At 72.8% G+C, this 25673-nt stretch carries 25 protein-coding genes; 18 read left to right on the top strand and 7 right to left on the bottom strand.

Annotated features, from left to right (window positions below; genetic code table 11):
• The first annotated feature begins 4 nt into the window (after positions 1-4).
• Both ACFCXS_RS22620 and ACFCXS_RS22615 read left to right on the top strand, forming a co-directional pair.
• Positions 5-1378 (top strand): aldehyde dehydrogenase family protein, encoded by a 1374-nt coding sequence (locus tag ACFCXS_RS22620; protein WP_376645135.1) that lies wholly within the window; start codon positions 5-7, stop codon positions 1376-1378.
• The gene (locus ACFCXS_RS22615; protein ID WP_362240544.1) at positions 1375-2160 is read left to right on the top strand and encodes a 3-oxoacyl-ACP reductase; all 786 of its coding nucleotides are present in this window, start codon (positions 1375-1377) and stop codon (positions 2158-2160) included. The genes ACFCXS_RS22620 and ACFCXS_RS22615 overlap by 4 nt, the downstream gene beginning before the upstream one ends.
• A gap of 163 nt (positions 2161-2323) precedes the next feature.
• Here the strand turns inward: ACFCXS_RS22615 and ACFCXS_RS22610 are convergent, their stop codons facing one another.
• Both ACFCXS_RS22610 and ACFCXS_RS22605 read right to left on the bottom strand, forming a co-directional pair.
• Positions 2324-3526, bottom strand: coding sequence for an amino acid deaminase/aldolase (locus ACFCXS_RS22610; protein ID WP_376645134.1), 1203 nt, complete (start codon positions 3524-3526; stop codon positions 2324-2326).
• A 674-nt stretch (positions 3527-4200) separates the two neighbouring features.
• Positions 4201-4350 carry a hypothetical protein gene (locus ACFCXS_RS22605; protein ID WP_376645133.1) on the bottom strand — a complete coding sequence of 50 codons (150 nt, stop codon included), beginning with the start codon at positions 4348-4350 and terminating at the stop codon, positions 4201-4203.
• Positions 4351-5047: 697 nt separating this feature from the next.
• Between ACFCXS_RS22605 and ACFCXS_RS22600 the strand changes: the two genes are divergently transcribed.
• Genes ACFCXS_RS22600 through ACFCXS_RS22590 form a run of 3 tightly spaced genes read left to right on the top strand, consistent with a single transcriptional unit; the run spans position 5048 to position 7836 of the window.
• Entirely contained in the window at positions 5048-5860 is an 813-nt protein-coding gene (locus ACFCXS_RS22600) for a hypothetical protein (protein ID WP_376645287.1), read from the top strand.
• Positions 5857-7065 (top strand): type VII secretion-associated serine protease mycosin, encoded by a 1209-nt coding sequence (gene mycP / locus ACFCXS_RS22595; protein WP_376645132.1) that lies wholly within the window; start codon positions 5857-5859, stop codon positions 7063-7065. The genes ACFCXS_RS22600 and mycP overlap by 4 nt, the downstream gene beginning before the upstream one ends.
• Before the next feature lie 42 nt (positions 7066-7107).
• Complete coding sequence (locus ACFCXS_RS22590; protein ID WP_376645131.1) at positions 7108-7836, top strand: SseB family protein; 729 nt, start codon at positions 7108-7110, stop codon at positions 7834-7836.
• A 20-nt stretch (positions 7837-7856) separates the two neighbouring features.
• On the opposite strand, the gene ACFCXS_RS22585 is transcribed toward ACFCXS_RS22590, so the two are convergent.
• Positions 7857-8213 carry a DUF1844 domain-containing protein gene (locus ACFCXS_RS22585; protein ID WP_062925865.1) on the bottom strand — a complete coding sequence of 119 codons (357 nt, stop codon included), beginning with the start codon at positions 8211-8213 and terminating at the stop codon, positions 7857-7859.
• 395 nt (positions 8214-8608) lie between these two features.
• On the opposite strand from ACFCXS_RS22585, the gene infC reads away from it, so the two are divergent.
• The 10 genes from infC to ACFCXS_RS22535 all read left to right on the top strand — a co-directional run bounded on the left by infC (position 8609) and on the right by ACFCXS_RS22535 (position 19432).
• Entirely contained in the window at positions 8609-9259 is a 651-nt protein-coding gene (gene infC, locus ACFCXS_RS22580) for a translation initiation factor IF-3 (RefSeq protein WP_221760418.1), read from the top strand.
• Between the two features lie 108 nt (positions 9260-9367).
• A complete protein-coding gene (gene rpmI, locus ACFCXS_RS22575) occupies positions 9368-9562 on the top strand; it encodes a 50S ribosomal protein L35 (protein WP_003977225.1) in 195 nt (64 codons plus the stop codon).
• Between the two features lie 98 nt (positions 9563-9660).
• Positions 9661-10044, top strand: a complete 384-nt coding sequence (gene rplT, locus ACFCXS_RS22570; protein WP_003989074.1) for a 50S ribosomal protein L20 — start codon at positions 9661-9663, stop codon at positions 10042-10044.
• Between the two features lie 87 nt (positions 10045-10131).
• Positions 10132-10992 carry a TrmH family RNA methyltransferase gene (locus ACFCXS_RS22565; protein ID WP_376645130.1) on the top strand — a complete coding sequence of 287 codons (861 nt, stop codon included), beginning with the start codon at positions 10132-10134 and terminating at the stop codon, positions 10990-10992.
• A gap of 53 nt (positions 10993-11045) precedes the next feature.
• Complete coding sequence (locus ACFCXS_RS22560; RefSeq protein WP_376645129.1) at positions 11046-12197, top strand: ATP-binding protein; 1152 nt, start codon at positions 11046-11048, stop codon at positions 12195-12197.
• Between the two features lie 166 nt (positions 12198-12363).
• Complete coding sequence (pheS, locus tag ACFCXS_RS22555) at positions 12364-13491, top strand: phenylalanine--tRNA ligase subunit alpha (protein WP_189589464.1); 1128 nt, start codon at positions 12364-12366, stop codon at positions 13489-13491.
• Complete coding sequence (gene pheT, locus ACFCXS_RS22550; RefSeq protein WP_376645128.1) at positions 13491-16004, top strand: phenylalanine--tRNA ligase subunit beta; 2514 nt, start codon at positions 13491-13493, stop codon at positions 16002-16004. The genes pheS and pheT overlap by 1 nt, the downstream gene beginning before the upstream one ends.
• A 145-nt stretch (positions 16005-16149) precedes the next feature.
• Positions 16150-17181 (top strand): PP2C family protein-serine/threonine phosphatase, encoded by a 1032-nt coding sequence (locus ACFCXS_RS22545; protein ID WP_376645127.1) that lies wholly within the window; start codon positions 16150-16152, stop codon positions 17179-17181.
• Between the two features lie 258 nt (positions 17182-17439).
• Positions 17440-18780, top strand: a complete 1341-nt coding sequence (locus tag ACFCXS_RS22540; RefSeq protein WP_376645126.1) for a transcriptional regulator — start codon at positions 17440-17442, stop codon at positions 18778-18780.
• A 106-nt stretch (positions 18781-18886) separates the two neighbouring features.
• Complete coding sequence (locus ACFCXS_RS22535; RefSeq protein ID WP_376645125.1) at positions 18887-19432, top strand: NUDIX hydrolase; 546 nt, start codon at positions 18887-18889, stop codon at positions 19430-19432.
• Positions 19433-19449: 17 nt separating this feature from the next.
• Here the strand turns inward: ACFCXS_RS22535 and ACFCXS_RS22530 are convergent, their stop codons facing one another.
• Positions 19450-19707, bottom strand: coding sequence for a hypothetical protein (locus ACFCXS_RS22530; RefSeq protein WP_053668213.1), 258 nt, complete (start codon positions 19705-19707; stop codon positions 19450-19452).
• A 232-nt stretch (positions 19708-19939) separates the two neighbouring features.
• Positions 19940-20815, bottom strand: a complete 876-nt coding sequence (locus ACFCXS_RS22525) for a 3-hydroxybutyryl-CoA dehydrogenase (protein ID WP_376645124.1) — start codon at positions 20813-20815, stop codon at positions 19940-19942.
• 180 nt (positions 20816-20995) lie between these two features.
• Here ACFCXS_RS22525 and ACFCXS_RS22520 point away from each other — a divergent pair, with 180 nt between their 5' ends.
• The gene (locus tag ACFCXS_RS22520; RefSeq protein ID WP_376645123.1) at positions 20996-22225 is read left to right on the top strand and encodes a glycoside hydrolase family 10 protein; all 1230 of its coding nucleotides are present in this window, start codon (positions 20996-20998) and stop codon (positions 22223-22225) included.
• A 253-nt stretch (positions 22226-22478) separates the two neighbouring features.
• Here the strand turns inward: ACFCXS_RS22520 and ACFCXS_RS22515 are convergent, their stop codons facing one another.
• Both ACFCXS_RS22515 and ACFCXS_RS22510 read right to left on the bottom strand, forming a co-directional pair.
• Positions 22479-22679 (bottom strand): DUF1918 domain-containing protein, encoded by a 201-nt coding sequence (locus ACFCXS_RS22515; protein ID WP_104778697.1) that lies wholly within the window; start codon positions 22677-22679, stop codon positions 22479-22481.
• 93 nt (positions 22680-22772) lie between these two features.
• A complete protein-coding gene (locus tag ACFCXS_RS22510; RefSeq protein ID WP_376645122.1) occupies positions 22773-23693 on the bottom strand; it encodes a DMT family transporter in 921 nt (306 codons plus the stop codon).
• Here ACFCXS_RS22510 and ACFCXS_RS22505 point away from each other — a divergent pair.
• Complete coding sequence (locus ACFCXS_RS22505) at positions 23692-25128, top strand: PLP-dependent aminotransferase family protein (RefSeq protein ID WP_376645121.1); 1437 nt, start codon at positions 23692-23694, stop codon at positions 25126-25128. The two genes, ACFCXS_RS22510 and ACFCXS_RS22505, sit on opposite strands and share 2 nt — an antisense overlap.
• Before the next feature lie 41 nt (positions 25129-25169).
• Positions 25170-25610 carry a GNAT family N-acetyltransferase gene (locus tag ACFCXS_RS22500; RefSeq protein ID WP_376645120.1) on the top strand — a complete coding sequence of 147 codons (441 nt, stop codon included), beginning with the start codon at positions 25170-25172 and terminating at the stop codon, positions 25608-25610.
• The last annotated feature ends 63 nt before the right edge of the window (positions 25611-25673 follow it).

Genomic DNA, 25673 nt, shown 5'->3' with positions numbered 1-25673 from the left:
CTTCTTGTCTTCCGAGCACCTTCTGGAAGTACTGAACCCCGCGACCGAGGAGGTCGTCGCCGCCGTCGCCGGGGCGAGTCCGGCCGACGTCGACACGGCCGTCACCTGGGCCGCCAGGGCGCAGCGGACCTGGGCCGCCCTGGCCCCCGCGGACCGCGCCCGGCTGCTGCGCAACTTCGCGGCCACCGTCGACGAACACCTGGAAGAGCTGGCCCGCCTGGAGGTCCGGGAGGCGGGCCACCTCATCGGCAACGCCCGCTGGGAGGCCGGCAACGTCCGTGACCTGCTGGACTACGCGGCCGGGGGAGTGGAGCGGCTCACCGGCCGGCAGATCCCGGTACCGGGCGGCCTGAACGTCACGATCCTCGAACCGCTCGGCGTCGTGGGCGTGATCGCGCCCTGGAACTTCCCCATGCCGATCGCCGCCTGGGGCACCGCACCCGCCCTCGCGGCCGGCAACGCCGTCATTCTCAAGCCCGCCGAGACCACCCCGCTCACCGCGCTGCGCCTCGCCGAACTCGCCCTGGAGGCCGGGCTCCCGGAGCACCTCTTCCAGGTCCTGCCCGGACGCGGCGACATCACCGGCGACGCCCTGGTCCGGCACCCCGGAGTCGCCAAGATCGTCTTCACCGGCTCCACCCGGACCGGGACGCGCGTCGCGGCCCTCGGCGCCGAGCAGGTCAAGCCCGTCACCCTCGAACTCGGCGGCAAGAGCCCCAACATCGTCTTCGCCGACGCCGACCTCAAGACGGCCGTCGACCCCTTCTCCTTCCTCGACAACTCCGGCCAGGACTGCTGCGCCCGCACCCGTGTCCTGGTCCAGGAGTCCGTCTACGACGAGGTCCGCGACCATCTCGCCGAGGCGCTGGCCGCCGTGGTGGTGGGCGACCCGGCCGACGAGAAGACGCAGATGGGCCCGCTGATCTCCCGGCAGCAGCTCGACCGCGTCCGCGGCTTCGTACCGGACGGCGCCCCGGCCCTGCGCGGCAGCGCACCCGAGGGCCCGGGCTTCTGGTTCCCGCCCACTGTCCTGACCGGCGAGAGCCCCGACTCGGCGGCGGCCCGCGAGGAGATCTTCGGCCCGGTCGCCGTGCTCCTGCCCTTCACCGACGAGCAGGACGCGATCCGCCTCGCCAACGACACCCCCTACGGCCTCTCCGGCTCCATCTGGACCCGGGACGTCGGCCGTGCCCTGCGCGTCTCCCAGGCCGTCCGCGCCGGCAACCTGTCCGTCAACTCCCATGCCAGCGTCCGCTACTGGACCCCGTTCGGCGGCTACAAGCAGTCCGGCGTCGGGCGCGAGCTCGGCCCCGACGCCCTGGCCGCCTTCACCGAAACCAAGAACGTCTTCATCAGCACGGAGGGCCCCGCACAGTGACTGCCCAGGAGAACATCTGCCGCCGTCTGGTCGGCCGTACCGCCGTCGTCACCGGAGCCGGCAGCGGCATCGGCCTCGCCGCGGCCCGCCGTCTCGCCTCCGAGGGCGCGCACGTCGTCTGCGGTGACGTCGACGAGGCCCGCGGCAAGGCCGCCGCCGAGGAGACCGGCGGCACCTTCGTGAAGGTGGACGTCACCGACCCCGACGAGGTCGAGGCCCTCTTCAGGACCGCCTACGACACCTACGGCAGCGTCGACATCGCCTTCAACAACGCCGGCATCTCCCCGCCCGACGACGACTCCATCCTGGAGACCGGCCTGGAGGCCTGGAAGCGCGTGCAGGAGGTCAACCTCACCTCCGTCTACCTGTGCTGCAAGGCCGCCATTCCCTACATGCGGCGCCAGGGCCGGGGCTCGATCATCAACACGGCGTCCTTCGTCGCCAGGATGGGCGCGGCCACCTCGCAGATCTCGTACACGGCCTCCAAGGGCGGCGTCCTCGCCATGTCCCGGGAACTGGGCGTGCAGTTCGCCCGCGAGGGCATCCGCGTGAACGCCCTCTGCCCGGGCCCGGTGAACACCCCCCTCCTCCAGGAGCTGTTCGCCAAGGACCCGGAGCGGGCCGCGCGCCGCCTGGTGCACATCCCGCTCGGCCGGTTCGCCGAAGCCGAGGAGATCGCCGCCGCCGTCGCCTTCCTCGCCAGCGACGACTCCTCCTTCGTGAACGCCACCGACTTCCTGGTCGACGGCGGGATCGCGGGGGCGTACGTCACACCCGTCTGACCGCGTGACCACAGGGGCCGGTTCGCGCCCCACAGTGCCAAAAGGAGCACGCCGCCGCCTTCCACGGGCCGCATCACCGAGGGCATCCGGCCCTCGGGCGGAGCGGACACGGGCGGCGGCGCGGGCAGCAGCGTCGCCCCGGCGGACCGACGCCTCCACGGCCTCAGAGGAACGTGTGGCCCTCGCCGCGATACGTCGGCACCGTCTCGGTCACCGTGTCGCCCTCGATCAGGTGCAGCCGGTCGAACCGCTCGCACAGCTCACCGGCCTTCGCGTGCCGGAACCACACCTTGTCGCCGATCAGCAGATCGTCGGCGGGCGAGCCCAGCAGCGGCGTCTGCACCTCACCGGCGCCCTCCTGCGGGTCGTAGCGCAGCCCCTCGGGCAGATACGGCACCGGCGACCGGTCGGCTCCGGCCGCACCCGAGGCGGGATACCCACCGCCCAGGACCGTCACCACTCCCACGCCGGGCCGCCGCACGACGGGCTGCGCGAAGAGGGCCGACGGACGGGCACTGAACGACGTGTAGTTGTCGAACAGGCGCGGCACGTACAGGCCCGACCCGGCGGCGATCTCGGTCACCGCCTCCTCGGCCGCCGTGTGCTGCACCGAGCCGGTACCGCCGCCGTTGACGAACTCCAGTCCCGGCACGACGGCCCGCACCGCGCGCACCACCTCCGCACGCCGCTCGGCCAGTTCACGCCTGGCGGCGGCCTGCATCAACCGGACGGCGCGGGAGCGCAGCGGCCGTCCCGCCACCGCGTCACCCACACCGGCGACATGCCCCTCGTAGGCCATGATCCCCACGACCTCGAAGCCGGGCCGCCGGGTCACCGCCCGCGCCACCTCGGCGACCTCGGCGGGGGAGTGCAGCGGCGAACGCCGGGCCCCGACCCGCACCCGCCCGCCGAGCAGCTTCAACGAGGTGTCCAACTCCAGGCACACCCGCACCACTTCACGCCCGCCGGCCCGGGAGGCGTCGATCAGATCCAGCTGGGCGACGTCGTCCACCATGACGGTCACGGCGGCGGCGAGCTTGGGATCACCGGCCAGTTCGGCGTACCCGGCACGGTCGGCGGACGGGTAGGCGAGCAGCACGTCGCCGAACCCGGAGCGGGCCAGCCACAGCGACTCGGCCAGGGTGAACGACATGATCCCCGCGAAGCCGTCGCGGGCCAGGACGCGCTCCAGCAGCGCCCGGCAGCGCACGGACTTGCTGGCTACCCGGACGGGCTTGCCCCCGGCGCGGCGCACCAGGTCGGCGGCGTTGGCGTCGAAGGCTTCGAGGTCCACGATCGCGAGGGGGGCGTCGAGATGGGCGGTGGCCCGGTCGTAACGGGCCCGGTCGGAGGCGCGCGCAGTCATGAACGCAGCCTGCCAGACCGGATTACCGCAGGGTAGGGGGACGTTCCGGGCAGATGCCCCGCCGTTGTGGACTGGTTCCCGTTCGCCCAGGAACAAGCCGTAGAGTGACGCGCACGTACGGCGGATGACGCCGGCCGCGGATCCGCGCCGGGATGACGCTCCCTCCGTACGGGTAGGTGTGCCCGGGACGGCTGTGTGCCGGGCTCGGGCAGGACGACACCGGCCCGCGCGAGACGAGCGGCCCGGGCATGCGGAAACGGGGGGTGCATGAGCACGGAAGCGCAACGCGCCTCTTTCCCCCCGCGCCCCACGGCCCCACCCCGTCCGCCACACCCCCCGGCCACGCCGCAGGACCCGGCGGCGGATTCACCGCAGGACGGGTCGAAGGATTCGCGGAAGGGCGGCCGGGAGAGGCCGGCCACGTCCTCCGATCCCGCCACAGGACGGCAAGCCACCGCTCCCGGCAGCGGGGCGGGGCCGAAATCGTCCGACGGGGACCGCCCGCGCTTCCCGAGCCTCGGTGCCCCGGTCTTCGGTGCCAGCGCCCCCCAGCACACCGGTGCCGCCTCCCCGCCCCCGCCCCGCGCCTCCACGCGCTTCCCGGACAACCCGCCCGGCGTCGGCCGCGAGGCGCGCCCCGGATCCGGAGCACCTCAGCCCCCGTCGCGGCCGCGTCACCTCCCCACGCCGGACTCCTCGGGCAGGGCTGCGAGTTCGGACACCCAGGACGGGCTCTCGTCGCAGTCCTCGGGCAGGGCAGCGAGTTCGGACACCCAGGACGGGCTCTCGTCGCAGTCCTCGGGCAGGGCAGCGGGTGCGGGCACTCAGGACGGGCTCTCGTCGCAGTCCCCGGGCAGGGACGGGAACCCGCCGCGGCCCTCCGTCCGGGCAGTGAGTCCGGGAGCCCGGGACGGGAGCTCGCCGCGGTCCTCCGTCCGGGCGGCGACTTCCGGCACGCCGGACGGGGCCGTGCCGCCGTCCTCCGGCCGGCCCTTCCGTCTCTCCGCGCCCGGCCGTACCGACGCCGCGGCCGAGGCCGCTCCGGAGGCGACCGGCCGGCCGTTCCGCCTGCCCCCGCCCCGCCGTCCCGGCGCCCCCGGTGACCACGCGTCCGAGACGACCGCACGCCTGCGCCCCGTCCCCGCTGACCCGGCACCGGACGAACCCGCCGCACCGTTCGGCCGTCCTGCCGCGCACAGGACCACGGCGACCGGCCCCGGATCCGTGCACCCCACCACCCCGCCACGCCCCGCGCACGAGCCGCCGATACCGGCCGGAACCGGCACCGGCACCGGCCGCCCCGCGCACGAGCCGTCGGCACCGGCCGCAACCGGCACCGGTGCCGCCGTCGGCCGTCCCGTACACGAGTCGCCGATACCTGCCGGAAGCGGCATCGGCGCCGGGCGGGGCCTGCGGGTGCCCCCGCCGCCCACCCGGCGGCCCGCCCCCTCGGCGCCCCCGCCCCGCAACACCCCCGTCTCTCCCGACCCCGCGCTCTCCTGGAGCGCCACACGGCCCGTGGTGTCCTTCGGCGAACCCGAGGGCTACGACGGCGACGCACGGCCCCGCCCGCTCGGCCGGCGCGGAGCGTCCCGGGCCGCCGCGGCCGCCGCCTGCCTCGTGCTCGGGCTGGGGCTCATCTCGGGAGCCGTCACCGGCAGCTGGCTCGTCGGGGACTCCGGCGACGAGGGCTCACCCAGCACCTTCGCCGCGGCCCAGAACCTCTGGCACAGCGTCCCGGTCGACCAGCTGTTCCCGCCCACCGTGCAGGGCCGGGGCGCCGGCCCCGGCGGAGCGGACCGCACCTGGACCCGGATAGCCGTCGCCCCGGACAGCGGCTGCACGGACGCCTTCGACCCGCTGCTGCGCAAGGCGCTCGCCCCCGTCGGCTGCGAGCGCCTCCTGCGCGCCACCTACACCGACGCCACCAAGAGCTACGTGACCACCGTGGGCCTGCTCTTCACCACGGCGGACGCCCCGGGCATGACCGCCCTCGCGAACCGGTTCGGCAAGGAGCGCCTGGACCGCCGCAGCGACCTGATGCCCCTGCCGTACGCCGCGCAGGGCACGCCCGCCGCCGGCTTCGGCGCCCGGCAGCGCGCCTCCTGGACCGTCTCCGTGCTGACCGAGGCCCCCGTCGTCGTCTACGCCGTCTCCGGCTGGGCCGACGGCCGCACCGTCGACGACCCGCAGCCGGCGGGGGACGCCACGGAGGCCGACGCCACCACCCCAGCCGCCCAGGCCGGCCTCGGCAACGAGGCGCAGGGCCTCGCCGACCGCGTCGAACGCGACCTCCGCAAAGACGTCCGCGCGGCCTCGGAGCAGCCGTCGTGACCGCCGTGCACGCCCCGGCCGGAAGACACCCGCGCAAGCCGTCCCGCAGGGCCGCCGCCCTCGGCGCCCTGCTCACCGTCGGTCTCGTCCTGCTGCCCGCCGCCACCGCCCACGCCGACGGCATCCGCGCCCAGCAGTGGGCCCTGGAGGCCATGCACACCCAAGAGGCCTGGCAGACCACGAAGGGCCGGGGCATCACCGTCGCCGTCCTGGACACCGGTGTCGAGGCCGACCACCCCGACCTGGCCGGCAACGTCCTGCCCGGCAAGGACCTGGTCCGCTTCGGCGCCGAGCCCGGCGACCGCGCCTGGGCCCGGCACGGCACCGCCATGGCCGGGATCATCGCCGGCCACGGGCACGGCCCGGGCAACGCCGACGGCGTCATCGGCATCGCCCCCGAGGCGAAGATCCTCCCCGTCCGCGTGATCCTCGAGGACGGCGACCCCTCCCGGGCCAAGGCCCGCAGCACCCGCGGCAACGCCCTCGCCGAGGGCATCCGCTGGGCCGCCGACCACGGCGCCGACGTCATCAACCTCTCCCTCGGCGACGACTCCGCCTCCGCGCACCCCGAACCCGCCGAGGACCAGGCCATCCAGTACGCCCTGGGCAAGGGCGTGGTCGTCGTGGCCTCGGCGGGCAACGGCGGCGAGAAGGGCGACCACATCTCCTACCCGGCCGCCTACCCGGGCGTCATCGCCGCCACCGCCGTCGACCGCGCCGGAACCCGCGCTTCGTTCTCCACCCGCCGCTGGTACGCCACCGTCAGCGCCCCGGGCGTCGACGTCGTCATCGCCGACCCCGACCACAAGTACTACGAGGGCTGGGGCACCAGCGCCGCCGCGGCATTCGTCTCCGGCGCCGCCGCCCTGGTCAAGGCGGCCCACCCCGGCCTGACCCCGGCCCAGATCAAGTCCCTCCTGGAGGACACCGCCCGCAACGCCCCCACCGGCGGCCGGGACGACTCCCGGGGCTACGGGTTCGTCGACCCGGCGGCCGCGATCAAGGCGGCCGGCCGGCTCAAGCCAGAGGACCTGCAGTCCGCGTCCCACGGTGCGAAGTACTTCGGCAGCGGACCGGACGACGACGCCTCCGGCGACGCCACCGCCGCCTGGGCCGCCCCCCTCGCGGGCGGCGGTGGCGGCGTCCTGCTGGTCGCGGCGGTCGTCCTGTGGCGCAGCGGCCGCAGGAGCCGCGAGGACTTCTGAGGCGCTGCCGGGAGCACGGCGCCCGGCGGATAGGGTCGACGCGTGGTGAACAAGAACATCCCGGACTCCGGCTTCTCCGACGACGACGGCTCCGCCGACCCCCGGCTGAGCGCCGCACTCGCCGCCTGGGCGGAGGACCGCAGCGCGGTGGGTCCGGTCCTCGCCGCCCTCAAGGGCGCCCGGCTGCTCGTGCCCGTCGTGGCGGTCCTCGGCGAGGTCGAGGAGGACGAGAACGGGCTGCGCCGCGAGAAGACCAGCGACATGGCCGTGCCCACCCTCAAAGCCGGCGAGCGCACCGCGCTGCCCGCCTTCACCTCCACGGAGTCCCTCGCCCGCTGGGACCCCGGGGCCCGTCCCGTTGCCGTGCCGCTGCACCAGGCCCTGCAGGCCGCCGCGCACGAGAAGGCGGACACGATCGTGCTCGACCTGGCCGGACCGGTGCCCTTCGAGCTGGCCGGCCCGGCCCTGCTCGCCCTCGCCGAGGGCCGCGCGAGCACCGACCCGCTCGCCGACCCGGCCGTCGTCGGGGCCGTACGGGACGCCGTCGCCGCCGAGCCCGCCGTCGTGCGCGCCCACCTCGGCCCCGGACAGGCCGACGGCACCCTCGCCCTGGTCCTCGACCCGTCCGCGGTCCCGGCCGAAGCCGCCCGGGCGGTCGCCCGGCGGCTCTCGGCCGACGAAACACTGAGGGCCCGCCTGGTGCGCGGACTCGACCTGGCACTGCTGCCGGCCGAGGCGGCGCCACCGGGCGAGCCCCTTTTCGTGCGCTGAAGTACGCGCTGGGACGAGCCCTAGCCGTAGACCGGGCCCGTGTACTTCTCGCCCGGCCCCTGGCCCGGCTCGTCCGGCACGAGAGAGGCCTCGCGGAACGCCAGCTGCAGCGACTTCAGGCCGTCGCGCAGGGGAGCCGCGTGGAAGGAGCTGATCTCGGTCGCGGTGGCGTCCAGCAGACCGGCCAGGGCGTGCACCAGCTTGCGGGCCTCGTCCAGGTCCTTGTGCTTCTCGCCCTCCTCGGTCAGACCGAGCTTCACGGCGGCGGCGCTCATCAGGTTGACGGCGACCGTCACGATCACCTCGACCGCGGGGACCTCGGCGATGTCACGGGCCATGGCGTCGAAGTCGGGGGACTCAGGAGGGGTCTCACTCATGCCCCACACGATAGGCGCAGTGCGCGGCCGGCTCCCACGTGACCCCGGCACGCACCGATTGGCCGTTCCTGGCCACGGCTGGTAATCTCGTGTAACGACCGGTCGGACACGTGTGCCTCACAGCCCGCGAGACCGACCCACAAGTGGAGGCTTTCGAACTCCCACCCGATCACCCTCAGGGCGGCGGGTCACCGGTCAGGCGGTCCCGTCCCAGTGGCGGCGATCCGTCCGAAAGCGCGCCCCGCGGCCCCCCGCGGCGGTGCTCCGGTAGTTCGAGGAGCCCCGCCTGGGATCGTCCGGGGCATTTTTATTGCTTCGGCGCGGTTAGGTCTATCGATACAAGACGTTACGCGGCCGTCCGCCAGACCGTCGCGTGGTGCTACCGAGGAGGATCCATCAGCGCCGAGCCCCGCATCAACGACCGGATTCGCGTTCCCGAGGTGCGACTTGTCGGTCCCAGTGGCGAGCAGGTGGGCATCGTCCCCCTGGCCAAGGCACTGGAGCTTGCGCAGGAGTACGACCTGGACCTGGTCGAGGTCGCGGCGAACGCCCGTCCGCCCGTGTGCAAGCTCATGGACTACGGGAAGTTCAAGTACGAGTCGGCCATGAAGGCCCGTGAGGCGCGCAAGAACCAGGCGCACACGGTCATCAAGGAGATGAAGCTCCGGCCGAAGATCGACCCGCACGACTATGACACCAAGAAGGGTCACGTCGTCCGGTTCCTCAAGCAGGGCGACAAGGTCAAGATCACGATCATGTTCCGTGGTCGCGAGCAGTCCCGTCCCGAGCTGGGCTACCGACTGCTGCAGCGTCTCGCGGAGGACGTCCAGGACCTCGGTTTCGTCGAGTCGAACCCGAAGCAGGACGGCCGGAACATGATCATGGTTCTCGGTCCGCACAAGAAGAAGACCGAGGCGATGGCCGAGGCGCGCCAGGCGCAGGAAGCCCGCAAGGCGGAAGCGAAGGCCAACCCCGGCAAGTCGCAGAACGCCGCGGAGAACGAGGCGCCGGCTGAAGAGCCCGCCGAGGAGCCCGCCGAGGCGTGACTCCCGGGACGCCAGTCCCAGGAAGCAACCGATACAAGACGACGCTCCACCTGTGCCCGGTTTCACGACCGGGCACCGGAGCGCCACCGACGAGGAGAGTACGGCGCTATGCCGAAGAACAAGTCGCACAGCGGTGCCAGCAAGCGCTTCAAGATCACCGGCTCCGGCAAGGTGCTGCGCGAGCGCGCCGGCAAGCGCCACCTGCTCGAGCACAAGTCGTCCCGTGTGACGCGTCGCCTCACCGGCAACGCCGAGATGGCCCCGGGCGACGCCGCGAAGATCAAGAAGCTTCTCGGCAAGTGACGTCCGGGCGCGTGAGCGCCGGACGTACGTCAGACCGGGACCCAATCGATTTCGGGTCGTGTGAGCACCCCCACGACCCCGCTACAAGGAGTTAACAAGTGGCACGCGTCAAGCGGGCAGTCAACGCCCACAAGAAGCGCCGGGCGATCCTCGAGCAGGCTTCCGGCTACCGCGGTCAGCGCTCGCGCCTGTACCGCAAGGCCAAGGAGCAGGTCACCCACTCGCTGGTCTACAACTACAACGACCGCAAGAAGCGCAAGGGCGACTTCCGTCAGCTGTGGATCCAGCGCATCAACGCCGCTGCCCGCGCCAACGGCATGACCTACAACCGCTTCATCCAGGGTCTGAAGGCCGCCAACGTCGAGGTCGACCGCAAGATCCTGGCCGAGCTGGCCGTCAACGACGCCGGTGCGTTCGCCGCCCTCGTCGAGGTCGCCCAGAAGGCGCTGCCGAGCGACGTGAACGCGCCGAAGGCTGCGTGACGCCGGCTCCGAGCCGATGTGACTGAAGGACCCGCAGGCCTGATGGTCTGCGGGTCCTGCTGTGCAGCTACCGAGAAAGCGAACCGGATGCCTCCCGCCACCCCCGAGCTCATCTCCCCCCGCTCTCCCCGCGTCCTGGCCGCGCGGCGGCTGGCCAAGCGGAACTTCCGGGGGAAGGACCGGCTGTTCCTCGCGGAGGGGCCGCAGGCCGTGCGGGAAGCCGCCGGGCACCGGGCCGGGGACGCGGCGACACTCGTGGAGCTGTTCGCCACGACGGAGGCCGCCGAGCGCTACGCCGACATCGTGGGAGCGGCCCGGGACGCCGGAGCCCGGGTGCACCTCGCCGCCGAGCAGGTCATCGCCGACATCTCCACCACCGTCACCCCGCAGGGGCTCGTCGGTGTCTGCCGGTTCCTGGACACGCCCTTCGAGGAGGTCCTCGCGGCCCGGCCGCGGCTCGTCGCCCTGCTCGCCAACGTCCGCGACCCCGGCAACGCCGGGACCGTGCTGCGCTGCGCCGACGCCGCCGGGGCCGAGGCCGTCGTCCTGACCGACGCCTCCGTCGACGTGTACAACCCCAAGGCCGTCCGCGCCTCCGTCGGCTCCCTGTTCCACCTGCCGGTCGCCGTCGGTGTGCCCGTGGAGCAGGCCGTCGGCGCGCTGCGGGACGCCGGTGTCCGGGTCCTGGCCGCCGACGGGGCGGGCGACCGCGATCTCGACGAGGAGCTCGACAAGGGCACCATGGGCGGGCCCACCGCCTGGGTCTTCGGCAACGAGGCCTGGGGTCTGCCGGAGGAAACCCGTGCCCTCACGGACGCCGTCGTGCGCGTTCCGATCCACGGGAAGGCCGAGAGCCTGAACCTCGCCACCGCCGCCGCCGTATGTCTCTATGCGTCGGCGCGTGCACAGCGCGCCTCCGGAGGGTGCCGCTCCGTCACCGGGAACTAGTAGGGTGACCAGCTCAGGGACCCCTCTGCGAGCCTTGGAGGTGGGGTACGGGGATGACCGTCGGCACGAGCAGCGCACCGGGAGCCCAGGACGCCGGGAGCCCGCCCGCCGCGTCCCGGCCATCCGGTGACCACGCCGGCCTCGGCATCGACCCCGACCAGCTGCCCGACGGGCTCGTCGTAGCCGACGAGCAGGGCCGTGTCATCTGCTTCAACACGGCAGCCGAGCGCATCACCGCCGTCCGCGCCCGGGACGCCCTCGGGCAGCGTCTGGAGAAGGCCCTGCCGTTAGAGGACCTGGAGGGACGGCGCTGGTGGCAGCTGACCGACCCGTACGGCGGCCTCGCCATCCGCGTTGGACAGCCCGAGCGCAATCTGCTCCTGCCCGGCGGCCGCGAGGTGCTGGTCTCCGCGCGCTACGTACGCACCCGCCCGACCGGACCCGTCCGGCGCCTGGTCGTCACCCTGCGCGACACCGAGGCCCGCCGGCGCACCGAGCGCAGCCACGCCGAGCTGATCGCCACCGTCGCCCACGAACTGCGCTCCCCCCTCACCTCGGTCAAGGGCTTCACCGCCACGCTGCTCGCCAAGTGGGAACGCTTCACCGACGACCAGAAACGGCTGATGCTGGAGACCGTCGACGCCGACGCCGACCGGGTCACCCGGCTCATCGCCGAGCTGCTCGACATCTCCCGGATCGACTCCGGCCGCCTGGAGGTGCGCCGCCAGCCCGTCGACATCGGCGCCGCCGTCGGCCGGCACATCCAGGCCTACGTCGCCTCCGGACAGCCCGCCGGCCGGTTCCTGCTGCGCGTCCAGCAGCCGCTGCCCGACCTGTGGGCCGACCCCGACAAGATCGACCAGGTGCTCAGCAACCTCCTGGAAAATGCCGTGCGGCACGGCGAGGGAACTGTCACGATCGACGTCACGGCCACGGCGTCCCTCCGCGAGGGCGAGTACGCCGAGAACGCAGCTACGTCGGTCACGGTGAGCGACGAGGGGCCCGGTATCCCGGAGGAGTCCATGAACCGCGTCTTCACCCGCTTCTGGCGGGGCAGCAAGCGCGGCGGGACGGGCCTCGGGCTCTACATCGTCAAGGGCATCGTCGAAGCCCACGGCGGCACCATCACGGTCGGCCGCGCCCCCGGCGCCGGCGCCGAGTTCCGATTTACGTTGCCCGTGAGCGCTCCGGCCTATCTCGCCTGAGCCCGCGGGCGCATTCCTGTACCTGAGGAACCCCTCTGGGACCGGGCGTCCTGGAGGGACCCTCCACCCCGTTAGACTCGGCCATTGGCACCTTTGTGTCCCTTCAGGCGGCCGTCCGAGTCCGAGACGGGGACCTCCAGCCAGCCAATCGGAAGCACGGGAAGAGATGTCGGCACCGAATAAGTCGTACGACCCTGTCGAGGTCGAGACGTTGAAACCGGAAGAGATCGAGCGCATGCGGGACGAGGCGCTCGCCGCCTTCGCCGCCGCGGACTCCCTCGACGCGCTCCACGAGGCCAAGGTCGCCCAGACCGGCCCCACCTCCCCGCTGGCCCTCGCCAACCGCGAGATCGGCGCCCTGCCCCCGCACGCCAAGGCCGAGGCCGGCAAGCGCGTCGGCCAGGCCCGTGGTGCCGTGAACAAGGCCCTCGCCGCCCGCCAGGTGGAGCTCGAGGCCGAGCGGGACGCGCGCGTGCTCGTCGAGGAGGCGGTGGACGTCACGCTGCCCTACGACCGCGTACCGTCCGGCGCCCGGCACCCGCTCACCACCATGATGGAGCGCGTCGCGGACGTCTTCGTGGCCATGGGCTACGAGGTCGCCGAGGGGCCGGAGGCCGAGGCGGAGTGGTTCAACTTCGACGCCCTGAACTTCCTGCCCGACCACCCGGCCCGGCAGATGCAGGACACCTTCTTCGTCCAGGGCCCCGAGGGCACCGACGAGTCCGGGTCCGGGGTCGTGCTGCGCACGCACACCTCCCCGGTGCAGGCCCGCGCGCTGCTCGACCGTGAGCTGCCGGTCTACATCGTCTGCCCCGGCCGGGTGTTCCGCACCGACGAGCTGGACGCCACGCACACGCCCGTCTTCCACCAGATCGAGCTGCTGGCGGTCGACGAGGGCCTGACGATGGCCGACCTCAAGGGCACCCTGGACCACATGGTCCAGGCCCTGTTCGGCGCGGACATGAAGACCAGGCTGCGGCCGAACTTCTTCCCGTTCACCGAGCCGAGCGCCGAGATGGACATGCTCTGCTACGTCTGCAAGGGCGAGTCCATCGGCAACCCCGACCGTCCCTGCCGCACCTGCTCCTCCGAAGGCTGGATCGAGCTCGGCGGCTGCGGCATGGTCAACCCGCGGGTGCTCACCGCCTGCGGCGTCGACCCCGAGAAGTACAGCGGGTTCGCCTTCGGGTTCGGCATCGAGCGGATGCTGATGTTCCGCCACAACGTCGAGGACATGCGAGACATGGTCGAGGGTGACGTCCGGTTCACCCGGCCGTTCGGGATGGAGATCTGATGCGGGTCCCGCTTTCTTGGCTGCGGGAGTACGTCGACCTGCCGGAGACGGAGACCGGTCGTGACGTGCAGGCCAAGCTCATTTCGGCCGGTCTGGAGGTCGAGACCGTCGAGCAGCTCGGCGCCGACCTCAAGGGTCCGCTGGTCGTCGGCCAGGTGGCGACGATCGAGGAGCTGACGGACTTCAAGAAGCCGATCCGCTTCTGCACCGTCGACGTCGGCCAGGCCAACGGCACGGGTGAGCCGCAGGAGATCATCTGCGGCGCCCGCAACTTCGCCGTGGGCGACAAGGTCGTCGTGGCCCTGCCCGGCGCCGTCCTGCCCGGCGACTTCCAGATCGCCGAGCGCAAGACCTACGGCCGGATGTCGCGCGGCATGATCTGCTCCAGCGACGAGCTGAACATGGGCGACGACGGCACCAAGGGCATCATCGTCCTGCCGCCGGAGACCGAGATCGGCAAGGACGCCGTCGAACTGCTGGAACTGGTCGACGAGGTCCTCGACATCGCGGTCACGCCCGACCGCGGCTACTGCCTGTCGCTGCGCGGCGTGGCCCGTGAGACGGCCACCGCCTACGGCCTGCCGCTGCGCGACCCGGCGCTGATCGACGTGCCCGCCCCGAACGCCTACGGCTACCCGGTGCAGATCACGGACCCCACCGGCTGCGACCGCTTCACCGCCCGCACGGTGACCGGCCTCAGCGCCGAGGCCCGCTCCCCGATCTGGCTCCGGCGCCGGCTGCAGAAGGTCGGCATGCGCCCGATCTCCCTCGCCGTCGACGTCACGAACTACGTGATGATGGAGCTCGGCCAGCCGCTGCACGCCTACGACCGCGGTCTGGTCCAGGGCACCATCGGGGTGCGCCGGGCCGAGGCGGGCGAGAAGCTCACCACCCTCGACGGCACCGAGCGCACGCTGGACGCCGAGGACCTGGTCATCACCGACGACCGCGGCCCGATCGGGCTCGCCGGTGTCATGGGCGGCGCCGACACGGAGATCGCCGACCACGACGACGTCGAGAACGCCACGGCGGACGTCGTCATCGAGGCGGCGCACTTCGACGCGGTCACCATCGCGCGTACGGCCCGCCGCCACAAGCTGTCCTCCGAGGCGTCCCGGCGCTTCGAGCGCGGCGTCGACCCGCAGGCCGCGGCGGCCGCCGCGCAGCGCACCGTCGACCTGCTGGTCCTGCTCGCGGGCGGCACCGCCGAGGCCGGCGTCACCGAGGTCCTCGCCCCGTCCGCGCCGCGCACCATCACCGTCCCGGCCGACCATCCGGACAAGGTCGCGGGCGTCGCCTACGGCCGCGAGACCGTCGTGCGCCGCCTCCAGGAGGTCGGCTGCGACGTGGTCGGGCAGGACGAGCTGATCGTCACCGTCCCGTCCTGGCGGCCCGACCTCACCGACCCGAACGACCTCGCCGAAGAGGTCATCCGGCTGGAGGGCTACGAGAACCTGCCCTCCACGCTGCCCAAGCCGCCGGCCGGCCTCGGCCTGACGGACCGGCAGCGGCTGCACCGCCGCGTCGGCCGCGCCCTGGCCGGTGCCGGCTACGTCGAGGCGCTGAACTACCCGTTCATCGGTGAGCAGGTCTTCGACCAGCTCGGCCTGGAGAGGGACGACCCGGCCCGCCGCGTCGTGAAGCTCAGCAACCCGCTGAGCGACGAGGAGCCCGCGCTGCGCACCTCGCTGCTGCCGGGGCTGCTCGCCGCCCTGCGCCGCAACGACGGCCGGGGCTCGCACGACCTCGCGCTGTTCGAGACCGGCCTGGTCTTCCTGCCGCGTGAGGAGCAGCGGATCGCGGCCGTACTGCCCGTCGAGGGCCGCCCGACCGACGAGGAGCTCGCCGAGCTGAACGCGGCGCTGCCCGAGCAGCCGCGGCACGTGGCCGTGGTCCTCGCCGGTGCGCGCGAGCAGGCCGGCTGGTGGGGCAAGGGCCGCCCGGCCGACTGGGCCGACGCGGTCGAGGCCGCACGGTCCGTCGCCCGTGAGGCCGGCGCCGAGCTCGTCATCCGCAAGGGCCAGTACGGCCCGTGGCACCCGGGGCGGTGCGCCGAACTGGCGGTCACCGCGGACGGGGCCGAGCGGATCGTGGGGCACGCGGGCGAGCTGCACCCGCGGGTCGTGAAGGCGCTCGGTCTTCCGGCGCGCACCTGCGCGATGGAGATCGACCTGGACGCGGTGGAGACCGCCGGTGACGCCACGGCCGCGGCGCCCCGGATCTCCACGTTCCCCGTCGCCACGCAGGACGTCGCCCTCGTCGTCGACGCGTTCGTGCCGGCCGTGGACGTCGAGGCGGCGCTGCGGGACGGTGCCGGGGAACTGCTGGAGTCCATCCGGCTGTTCGACGTGTACGAGAACGCCGAGCAGCTGGGCGAGGGGCGGAAGTCGCTGGCGTACGCGCTGCGGTTCCGCGCCCCCGACCGGACGCTGACCGTGGACGAGGCTTCCGCTGCCCGGGACGCGGCGGTCGCCCTCGCGGGTGAGCGGGTGGGTGCGGAGCTGCGGAGCTGAGTGCCCAAGGGGCGGGTCACCTCACTCGTTTGAGTGGTAAAGGCGGGTGATCTCCCCCATTCCCGGCGTGCTGTCGACAGAATCGGACCGGCCTTCTTGGGCCGGTCCGATTCTGTGCGTCAGGGCCTATTGGGGGGCCATCGGCATGATCCGCGTCAGGGGCCGGGTACGCAGCCTCGGCCTTCCCATCGTGTGGGGCGCGGCGGCCGTCGCGTACAAGCTGGCCTGTCCGCTCGCCCAGGAGACCGGTCTCCAGGCGCGCATCGTCTCCAGTGCGGTCTTCTTCGCGGTGGGGACCGGGCTGATCCTTCAGGTACGGCACGCGCTGATGCGTGAGCTGCGGCAGATGCGCCGGGTCGCCGGTGCAGCGCAGCGCGCGCTGCTGCGGCCGTTGCCCTCACGGGTCGAGGGGCTGGACGTGGCGGCCGTCCAGGTGTCGGCGGAGCGTGGCGCCGCGGTCGGGGGCGACCTGTACGAGGTCGTCGCCACCGAGCACGGCGTCCGGGCCGTGATGGGTGACGTGCGCGGGCACGGGATCGGCGCGTTCGGGACCGTCGCCGCCGTGCTCGGCTGTTTCCGCGAGGCGGCCCACGACGAGGCGGACCTCGGCGGGGTGCTGCGCCGGCTGGAACGGGCCCTGGACCGTCACTTGCGCCAGGAGCATCCCGCGAGCGCCGCCGAGGAGTTCGTGACGCTGCTGCTCGTGGAGATCCGGCCCGACGGGGAGATGCTCGCCCTGAACTGCGGGCACCCGTGGCCGTACCGGCTGAGCGGTGGCCGGGTGGAGCAACTGGCCCCATGTGACCCGCACCCGCCCCTGGGCCTGTTCCCCCTCCCGACTGCTCTGCCGACGCTGCACCTTGGCTGTCTGGAACCCGACGACACCCTGTTCCTCTACACGGACGGAGCCCAGGACGCACGGGACGCGCGTGGCCGGTTCTTCCCCCTGGCGACTGTTCTGGAAGACGCGGTACGGGATGAGCCGGACTCATCGCCTACGGTCCTCGGCAGGGTTTCCACCGCCCTCCGGCACCACACACGGGGCGAACCGGCGGACGACATCGCCCTGCTGATCCTCACTAACGGCCGGCACATGTCCCTCAGGGGCGCGGGGAACTGCGCGAACAACCACGACGCGCCCGCAGTCGACGGCACACAGCTGACACAACGGCGATGACTCGCCCGGCCCGGCCGGCGGAGCCGTCCGCCCCGCCACGGAGTGTCGGGCAGGCAGCCGGGCGGACGGCGGTAGCGAGCCGCCGCACTGTACGAGGGGGAGCCGGCGGCCCGGCCGGCCTCTTTCGAGGGAGTTCAGTCAACCGGCCGGCGACTCTGAGCGACAGTGCGCGCACCCTGCGGATTCGAGCACTCCGTTCACACCCCGTGTGAAGGCGGAACCACTACTCTGTCGGCACCGAGCCACCGGGGGGCCCACATGCAGCCCAACACTCTGCTCGACGCGATCCTGGACGAGGCCGGGATCTCGCACGCGGGGCTGGCCGCACACGTCAATCAGGCAGGGCGGGCCCGTGGCCTGTCCCTGAGGTACGAACACACCGCCGTCGCCCGGTGGCTGAAGGGGCAGCGCCCCCGGGGCCAAGTGCCCGATCTGATCTGCGAGGTGCTCGCCGCCCGGCTGCAACGGCACGTCACCCTCGACGACATCGGCCTCGGCGTGCCCGGCGAACCGTCCGCCCCGCACACCGGCACGCTGTCCGGGTTCGTCGAGCGGGCCACCGCCCTGTGGCGCTGCGACCAGCAGCAGCGCCCGCACATCCTGGGCGCGCCCGCCCTCACCGGCACGCCCGCGGTGATGCCGGTGTGGGAGTGGGAGAACCCGCCCGAGGACGTGGACGTCTCGCGGGGCGGCAGACACCGGGTCACCGCGGGCGACCTGGAGATGCTGCGGGCCGCCCGTACGCACTACGAGCAGATGTACCGCAAGGCCGGGGGCATCGCCACCCGGGCCCGGATCGTCGGCTTCCTCAACGCCGAGGCCGCCCCGCTGCTGCGCGGCAGTTACACCGACGAGACCGGCCGCCAACTGCACCGGGCCACCGGCGGGCTGGTGGCGGTCGCCGGCATCTGCGCCTACGACTCCGACGCGCACGGGCTGGCCCAGCGCTACTTCCACCAGGCGCTGCGGCTGGCGAAGGCCAGCGGTGACCGGGGGCTCGGGGCGTACGTCATAGCGCTGCTGGTCAACCAGTCGCTGTTCATGCGGGAGTACCGGCAGGCCGTCGCCTTCGCGGAGGCCGCGCTGCGGGCCGCCGGCAAGCACATCACCCCGGCGCTCGCCTCCGACCTGTACGCGATGCAGGCCAAGGCGTACGCACACCTCGGCGACGGCACGAGCGCCCTGTCCCGCATCCGGCGGGCCGAGCAGGCGGCCGAGCGCATCCGGCGCGGCCACGAGCCGGACGAGACCGGCTATGTCCAGCCCGGACTCGTGAACGTCCAGGTCGCGGAGGCGCTGCTGAGCCTGGGCGAGATCGCGGCCGCCGGGGAGCATGCCGCGGCAGCCGTCGGCAACCCGGCGCACGACCGCGGCCGGGTGCACCGGTTGGCCATGCTCAGCACCATCGAGCTGCGGCAGGGCAACGCCGACAAGGCGGTGGCCATCGCCGTGCAGATGGCGGAGCAGGCCCGGGGCATGGAGTCCCAGCGGCTGCGTGACCGGCTGCGCGCGGTGCGGGAGCACCTGGTGCGCAGTGGCTGCGCGGGCACCGCCGAAGCCGCCGAACTCATCGACGGAGCACTGCGCGTACCGTTGTAGATCCGGGCCCCGGTGCCCGGATCGCTCCGAGGCGCTTCCCGTGCGCCTGCTACCCGTCCGTCCCTGCTGCGATATTGCCCCTTACTCGACGGAAGGTGGCAGAACCGTGCAGTGGACGAAACACAACGAGCAAACTGTGTACTCAAACCGCTGGTTCAGCGTCAATCTCGCGGATGTCGAACTGCCGAACGGCAGGCATCTGGACCACTTCCTCATACGACTGCGGCCCGTTGCGGTGGCCACGGTCGTGAACGAGGCGAACGAGGTGCTGCTGCTCTGGCGGCACCGCTTCATCACCGACAGCTGGGGGTGGGAACTCGCGGCAGGAGTGGTCGAGGACGGTGAGGACATCGCCCGTGCGGCCGCCAGGGAACTGGAGGAGGAGACCGGCTGGCGGCCGGGGCCCCTGCACCACCTCATGAGCGTGGAGCCGTCCAACGGGCTCACCGACGCCCGGCACCATGTGTACTGGGCCGACGAGGGCGAGTACGTCGGGCACCCCGTGGACGACTTCGAGTCGGACCGCCGGGAATGGGTGTCCCTCAAGCTCGTCCCCGACATGGTCGCCCGGGGCGAGGTCCCGGCCGCCAACATGGCGGCCGCGTTACTCCTGCTGCACCATCTCAGGCTCGGTCAGGACACGCTGCCCTGATCAAGTGCCTGTTGCGGCTAGCGTCCCAGTGCCTGCCAGATCGTCACGACGAGGGCACCCACGGCGGTGAGGGCGGCTACCGCGGGCAGCGGCCAGCGCGCGTGTTCCAGCGAGTTGATCCGGGTGTTGAGCTCGTCGAGTTCCTTGGCGGTCTCCTCGGTGCGGTGGCTGAGCAGAGCCAGTCCGCCCTCGACGCGGGCGTAGGCCACATCGAGGCGGCGCCGTAACTCTGCGAGTTCTCCATGGACGACGGGATGCTCGGGCTCGGCGGTCACGAGTCCGCTCCTTTCCGTAGTCGTTTCACATCCCTTGCATGCGCATGAGGAGTCAACTCGCCTGGTGGGCGCCTGGGGAGAGTGTGCGTAGGGCATATGCGAGCCCGCCGCGCACACGGTGTGTGAATGCAGCGGGCCCGGCACCAACTCCGGTGCCGGGCCCGCTGTATGGCCGAAATCTGACCGTCCGTAATCGGCCGCGGGGGCGCGCCGCGCGGCGAAGTGGATCGGATCAGGCGTACGTGTAGAAGCCCGAGCCCGTCTTGCGGCCCAGCCGGCCCGCGTCGACCATGCGCTGCAGGAGCGGGGGAGCGGCGTACAGGGGCTCCTTGAACTCCTCGTACATGGACTGCGCGACCGAGGCGACCGTGTCGAGGCCGATCAGGTCGGACAGCTTCAGGGGGCCCATCGGGTGGGCGCAGCCCATCTCCATGCCGTTGTCGATGTCCTCGCGGCTGGCGATGCCCGTCTCGAACATCCGGATCGCGGAGAGCAGGTACGGGATCAGCAGTGCGTTGACCACGAAGCCGGAGCGGTCCTGCGCACGGATCGCGTGCTTGCCGAGCAGCTTCTCGGTGAACATCTGGGCGCGGCTGATCGTGCCCTCGGACGTGGTGAGCGCCGGGATCAGCTCGACGAGCTTCTGCACCGGGGCCGGGTTGAAGAAGTGGATGCCGATGACCTGGTCGGGGCGCGAGGTCGCGACCGCCAGCTTCACCAGCGGGATCGAGGAGGTGTTGGAGGCCAGGATCGCGTCCGGCCGGGTCACGACCTGGTCGAGCACCTGGAAGATCTCGGTCTTGACCTGCTCGTTCTCGACGACGGCCTCGATCACCAGATCACGGTCGGCGAACTCGCCGAGGTCCGTGGTGAAGCTCAGGCGGGCCAGCGTGGCCTCCTGCTCCTCCTCGGTGATCTTGCCGCGCTCGGCTGCCTTGGCCAGGGAGGTGAACAGCCGGGTGCGGCCGATCTCCAGGGCCTCGCCGGTGGTCTCGGCGACCATGACGTCCAGGCCGGCCCGGGCGCACACCTCGGCGATGCCAGCGCCCATCTGCCCGCAGCCCACGACTCCGACGCGTGCAATGTCTCCCGCTGGGGTGTCCGTCACATCGTCCCTTTCGCTGCTGATCTACGTCCGGGCAGACCGGCCGGGTCCCGGCGCCTGCTCCGTTCGTGCACGTTACTCCGAAGTATTGATGATCGATCGTGGGGGGCGGGTCCGCATCGGGCATGCTGGCCCCGGAGCGATCCGCGACGAGGCGGATCAGCGGCTTTTGGGAGCATGCGGATGGGACGAGTCTCACGCAGGGCGCTGGCGGTCGCGGCGCTGTCGGCTTTCACGATGATGCCTCAGGCGTCGGCCGCGGGCCGGCGCCGGGGCGGGGCGCCGGACCCCGAGATGCGGGGCGTCTGGATCGCGTCCGTGGCCAACCGGGACTGGCCGTCCAAGTCGGGGCTGACCGCCTCGCAGCAGCGCGCCGAACTGCTCACCCATCTCGACACGGCGGTCCGCAACCGGCTCAACACCGTGTTCTTCCAGGTCCGGCCCACGGCGGACGCCCTGTGGCCCTCACCGTACGAGCCGTGGTCGCAGTACCTCACCGGCACCCAGGGCAAGGACCCCGGGTGGGATCCGCTGGGCACGGCCGTCAAGGAGGCGCATGCCCGGGGTCTTCGGCTGCACGCGTGGTTCAACCCGTACCGGATCGCCACCCACGCCGACCCGGCCCGGCTCGCCGCCTCCCACCCGGCGCGCAAGAACCCGGACTGGGTGGTGACCTACGGCGGGAAACTCTTCTACAACCCTGGGCTGCCCGAGGTCCGTGCCTTCGTGGAGGACGCGATGCTCCACGCGGTGGCGAAGTACCCGGTGGACGGCGTCCACTTCGACGACTACTTCTACCCCTACCCCGTCGCTGGGCAGACCTTCGACGACGACGACGCCTACGACGAACACGGTGACGGCTTCCCGGACCGGGCCGCCTGGCGGCGGGACAACATCGACCGGCTGGTGCGTGAGACCGCGGACCGGGTGAAGGAGGTGCGGCCGAGCGCCCACTTCGGCATCAGCCCGTTCGGCGTGTGGCGCAACGCCGGGACCGACCCGCTCGGCTCGGACACGACGGCGGGTGTGGAGACGTACGACGATCTGCACGCGGACACCCGTAAGTGGGTGCGCGAGGGCTGGATCGACTACATCGTCCCGCAGCTGTACTGGAACATCGGCTTCGCCGCCGCCGACTACGCGAAGCTGGTGGCCTGGTGGGCGAAGGTCGCGCGCGACAGCCCGACGCAGCTGTACGTGGGGGAGGCGCTGTACAAGGCCGGCGACCCGGCGCAGCCCGCGGCGTGGCAGGAGACGGCCGAGCTGTCCCGGCATCTGACACTGGCCGGGAAGTACGCGCAGGTGCGCGGGCACGTCTATTTCGCCGCCCGGGACGTGGCTGCCGACCGGATCGGGGCCATGGCTCGGGTGGTCGCCGACCACTACGGGCAGCCCGCGTCGCCTCCCCGCTGACCCGCGTCCCGCCGAGTTGCCGCAGGCGCACGCCGCGCTGACCCGCGTCCCGCCGGGTTGCCGCAGGCGCACGCCCCGCTGACCCGCGTCCCGCCGAGTTGCCGCAGGGGCACCCCGCGCTGACCCGCGTCCCGCCGGGTTGCCACAGCGGTGGGGCTCGCTGCGCCGAGTCGTCTCGCGCTGTGCCCGGTGGCGGCTCGGCCCGCGCCGGGACACCGCCCCTGCGGACGGCCCGCGTCGCACCCGCGCCCGGTCAGGGCCCGGTCATGGTCTCCCTGTGCCTGATCTCCGTGTCGGGTCCCGGGGAGCACACGCCCTCGTGCCCGTCCTCGAACCGGACGCGGTACGGGGGGTTGCCCTCCTGGCCGAGCACTTCGACGATCTCGCCGATCTTGTCGTGCTGACCGACCACCCTGCCGTGCTGGACAAGCTGGTCGCCCACGGTTGCGCGCATCTGGGGCCTCCTCACGATGTGCGGAGCAGCGGTCCGTGGCCTTGAGTCTACGGTGGGGTGCGCCCGTCGGCAGTGGCCGTGCACGCTCCCCGCTCAGCCCCGTGATCGCTGTGTGACGGCGATGCAGACCAGCACCGCCGCGGCCGTCAGCGGGGCGGCGACCGTGAGGTGTTCGCCCAGCAGCAGCACCGACCACACCAGTGTGAGCAGCGGCTGGGCGAGCTGCAACTGGCTGGCCTTGGGGATGCCGATGGCCGCCATGCCGCGGTACCAGACGACCAGCCCGACGAACTGCGACCCCGCCGCGACCCACAGCAGACCGGTGACGCTGTGCGCGCTCAGCTGCACGGGTTCGTGCGCCAGGGCGATCGAGGCGACCGGCACGGTCAGCGGCAGGCAGAGCACCAGCGCCCAGCCGATCACCTGCCAGCCCGGCATGACCCGGGCCAGCCGGCCGCCCTCGGTGTAGCCGGCCGCGCAGACCAGCAGTGCGGCGAACAGGTACAGGTCGGCGGTGGTCAGGGCGCCGCCGCTCTGCTGCACGGTGAAGGCCAGCACAGCGGCCGCGCCCGCGAAGGCGGCGATCCAGAAGGTGCGCGAGGGGCGGGTGCCGACGCGCAGGGCCGAGAAGAGCGCCGTGGTGAGGGGGAGCAGGCCGACCACGACGGCCGCGTGCGCGGTGGTGGAGGTCTCCAGCGCCAGCGTGGTCAGCAGCGGGAAGCCGAGGACGACGCCGGCTCCTACGACCGTGAGGCCCGGCCGGTGCCGCCGCGCGGGCAGCGGCACCCGCAGTGCCAGGAGGGCCGAGCCCGCGATCAGCGCGGCCAGGACGCTTCGCACGGCGACGAGCGACCAGGGCCCGAACCCCTCCAGTCCCCAGGCGGTCGCGGGGAACGTGAGGGAGAACGCGACGACGCCGAGGGCCGCCTGAAGGGTGCCGAAGCCGTGACTCTCCCGGCCCGGGGTGGCGACTGCTATCGCGGGCGGCGCAGTAGCGCTACTCTGTGCTCTCATGCAAGAGCGTAGCAGTGTGGGTGAACTGGCGAAACTGCTGCGGCGAGAGCTCGACCGCTACTCGCCCGGTGGAAAGCTGCCGTCGAGTCGGGTCTTGGTCGAGCGGTTCCGGGTGAGCCCGGTGACGGTGTCGCGGGCCCTGGCGCAGCTGGCCGCCGAGGGGCTGGTGGTCACCCGGCCCGGCGCGGGTGCGTTCCGCGCCGAGGCCCGGACGGCACCGGCCCCCACCGGTGACACCTCCTGGCAGGAGGTCGCGCTCAGCGCCGACGGCGCCGCCGACCTCGTGCCGCGCTCGGTCGACGCCTCCGGGGTGCTGGTGTCGCTGGCCGCCCCGCCGCCCGGCGTGATCGAGTTCAACGGCGGCTATCTGCACCCGTCCCTGCAGCCCGAGCGGGCGATGGCCGCCGCCCTCTCGCGCGCCGGGCGCCGACCCGGTGCCTGGGGGCGACCGCCCATGGAAGGGCTGCCGGAGCTGCGCGAGTGGTTCGCGCGGAGCATCGGCGGGCCGGTCACGGCCGCCGAGGTGCTGGTCACCTCCGGCGGGCAGTCCGCGCTCACCACCGCGCTGCGCGCCCTCGCCCCGCCCGGGGCACCCGTCCTGGTCGAGTCGCCCACCTACCCCGGCATGCTCGCCATCGCCCGCGCCGCCGGCCTGCGCCCGGTGCCCGTCCCGGTGGACGCCGACGGCGTGCGTCCGGCGCTGCTCGCGGACGCGTTCCGGGCCACCGGCGCCCCGGCCTTCGTCTGCCAGCCGCTCTTCCAGAACCCCACGGGCGCGGTGCTCGCCCCCGAGCGGCGCGCCGAGGTGCTGCGCATCGCCCGGGAGGCGAGCGCGTTCGTCGTCGAGGACGACTTCGTGCGGCGGCTCGTGCACGAGGACGCGGGGCCGCTGCCGCGCCCGCTGGCCGCCGACGACCCCGACGGCGTCGTCGTCCACGTCTCCTCGCTGACCAAGGCGACCTCGCCGAGCTTCCGGGTGAGCGCCCTGGCCGCCCGCGGTCCGGTCCTGGAACGGCTGCGCGCGATCCAGGTCGTCGACACGTTCTTCGTGCCGCGCCCCCTCCAGGAGGCCGCCCTCGAACTCGTCGGCTCGCCTGCCTGGCCACGTCATCTGCGGGCCGTCTCCGCCGAGTTGAAGGCGCGCCGGGACGCGATGACCGGCGCCCTCGCCCTGCACCTGCCGGAGCTGGCCCTGCCGCACATCCCCTCAGGCGGCTACCACCTGTGGCCGCGCCTGCCCGACGGCACGGACGAGCCGGCCCTGACCTCCGCGGCCCTGCGCGCCGGTGTCGCCCTCGCACCCGGCCGCCCGTACTTCAGCGCCGAACCCCCGGCCGCGCACGTCCGGCTGAGCTTCGCCGCGGTCGCCGGGACCGGGGAGATCGCGGAGGGCGTACGGCGGCTGCGTACGGCCTGCGACGAGGTGCTGGGATAACCGCTCGACGTGCCTTCGGGCGGACTGCGAGCATCGCGGGCATGACCGACACACCGAGCCTGCCCGAGGGCTACGAGATCTCCACCGACCCCGCCCGCGTCGACCGCGAGCGCGTGCACCACTGGCTGACCACGGACGCGTACTGGGCGCTCGGGCGTTCGCGGGAGAAGCAGGACCGGGCGATCGAGGGCTCGCTCAACTTCGGTGTGTACGACACGGTGTCGGGGGAGCAGGTCGCCTGTGCCCGGGTGATCACCGACCGGGCGACCTTCGCCTGGCTGTGCGACGTGTACGTCGACCCGTCCGTGCGCGGCAAGGGCGTCGGCAGCGCACTCGTCGGCGCGGTACGGGAGGAGACGCGGTCCTACGGGGTGCGACGGGTGCTGCTCGCCACGCATGACGCGCACGGGGTGTACGCGAAGTTCGGATTCGCACCGCTGGAGCGGCCTGAGCACTGGATGGCGCTCATCTTCGGCCGGTGAGGACCGGGACACCCTGGGTAACTCGTAGGTAACGGCTCTTGACCTGCGCACTTGCTGCGCCCA

This window comes from Streptomyces sp. NPDC056373, assembly GCF_042262425.1.
Taxonomy (GTDB): domain Bacteria; phylum Actinomycetota; class Actinomycetes; order Streptomycetales; family Streptomycetaceae; genus Streptomyces.
The sequence above is the reverse complement of the archived record's forward strand: the minus strand, read 5'-3'. Positions and strand labels throughout refer to the sequence as shown.

Excerpts from the sequence above, each read along its gene's own strand:
- ACFCXS_RS22610 (WP_376645134.1), bottom strand. The coding sequence starts at position 3,526 with ATGACTGCGCGCGCCTCCGACCGGGCCCGTTACGACCGGGCCACCGCC.
- ACFCXS_RS22585 (WP_062925865.1), bottom strand. The coding sequence starts at position 8,213 with ATGAGTGAGACCCCTCCTGAGTCCCCCGACTTCGACGCCATGGCCCGT.
- rpmI (WP_003977225.1), top strand. The coding sequence starts at position 9,368 with ATGCCGAAGAACAAGTCGCACAGCGGTGCCAGCAAGCGCTTCAAGATC.
- ACFCXS_RS22565 (WP_376645130.1), top strand. The coding sequence starts at position 10,132 with ATGCCTCCCGCCACCCCCGAGCTCATCTCCCCCCGCTCTCCCCGCGTC.
- ACFCXS_RS22560 (WP_376645129.1), top strand. The coding sequence starts at position 11,046 with ATGACCGTCGGCACGAGCAGCGCACCGGGAGCCCAGGACGCCGGGAGC.
- pheS (WP_189589464.1), top strand. The coding sequence starts at position 12,364 with ATGTCGGCACCGAATAAGTCGTACGACCCTGTCGAGGTCGAGACGTTG.
- pheT (WP_376645128.1), top strand. The coding sequence starts at position 13,491 with ATGCGGGTCCCGCTTTCTTGGCTGCGGGAGTACGTCGACCTGCCGGAG.
- ACFCXS_RS22545 (WP_376645127.1), top strand. The coding sequence starts at position 16,150 with ATGATCCGCGTCAGGGGCCGGGTACGCAGCCTCGGCCTTCCCATCGTG.
- ACFCXS_RS22540 (WP_376645126.1), top strand. The coding sequence starts at position 17,440 with ATGCAGCCCAACACTCTGCTCGACGCGATCCTGGACGAGGCCGGGATC.
- ACFCXS_RS22520 (WP_376645123.1), top strand. The coding sequence starts at position 20,996 with ATGGGACGAGTCTCACGCAGGGCGCTGGCGGTCGCGGCGCTGTCGGCT.
- ACFCXS_RS22515 (WP_104778697.1), bottom strand. The coding sequence starts at position 22,679 with ATGCGCGCAACCGTGGGCGACCAGCTTGTCCAGCACGGCAGGGTGGTC.
- ACFCXS_RS22505 (WP_376645121.1), top strand. The coding sequence starts at position 23,692 with ATGCAAGAGCGTAGCAGTGTGGGTGAACTGGCGAAACTGCTGCGGCGA.
- ACFCXS_RS22510 (WP_376645122.1), bottom strand. The coding sequence starts at position 23,693 with ATGAGAGCACAGAGTAGCGCTACTGCGCCGCCCGCGATAGCAGTCGCC.
- ACFCXS_RS22500 (WP_376645120.1), top strand. The coding sequence starts at position 25,170 with ATGACCGACACACCGAGCCTGCCCGAGGGCTACGAGATCTCCACCGAC.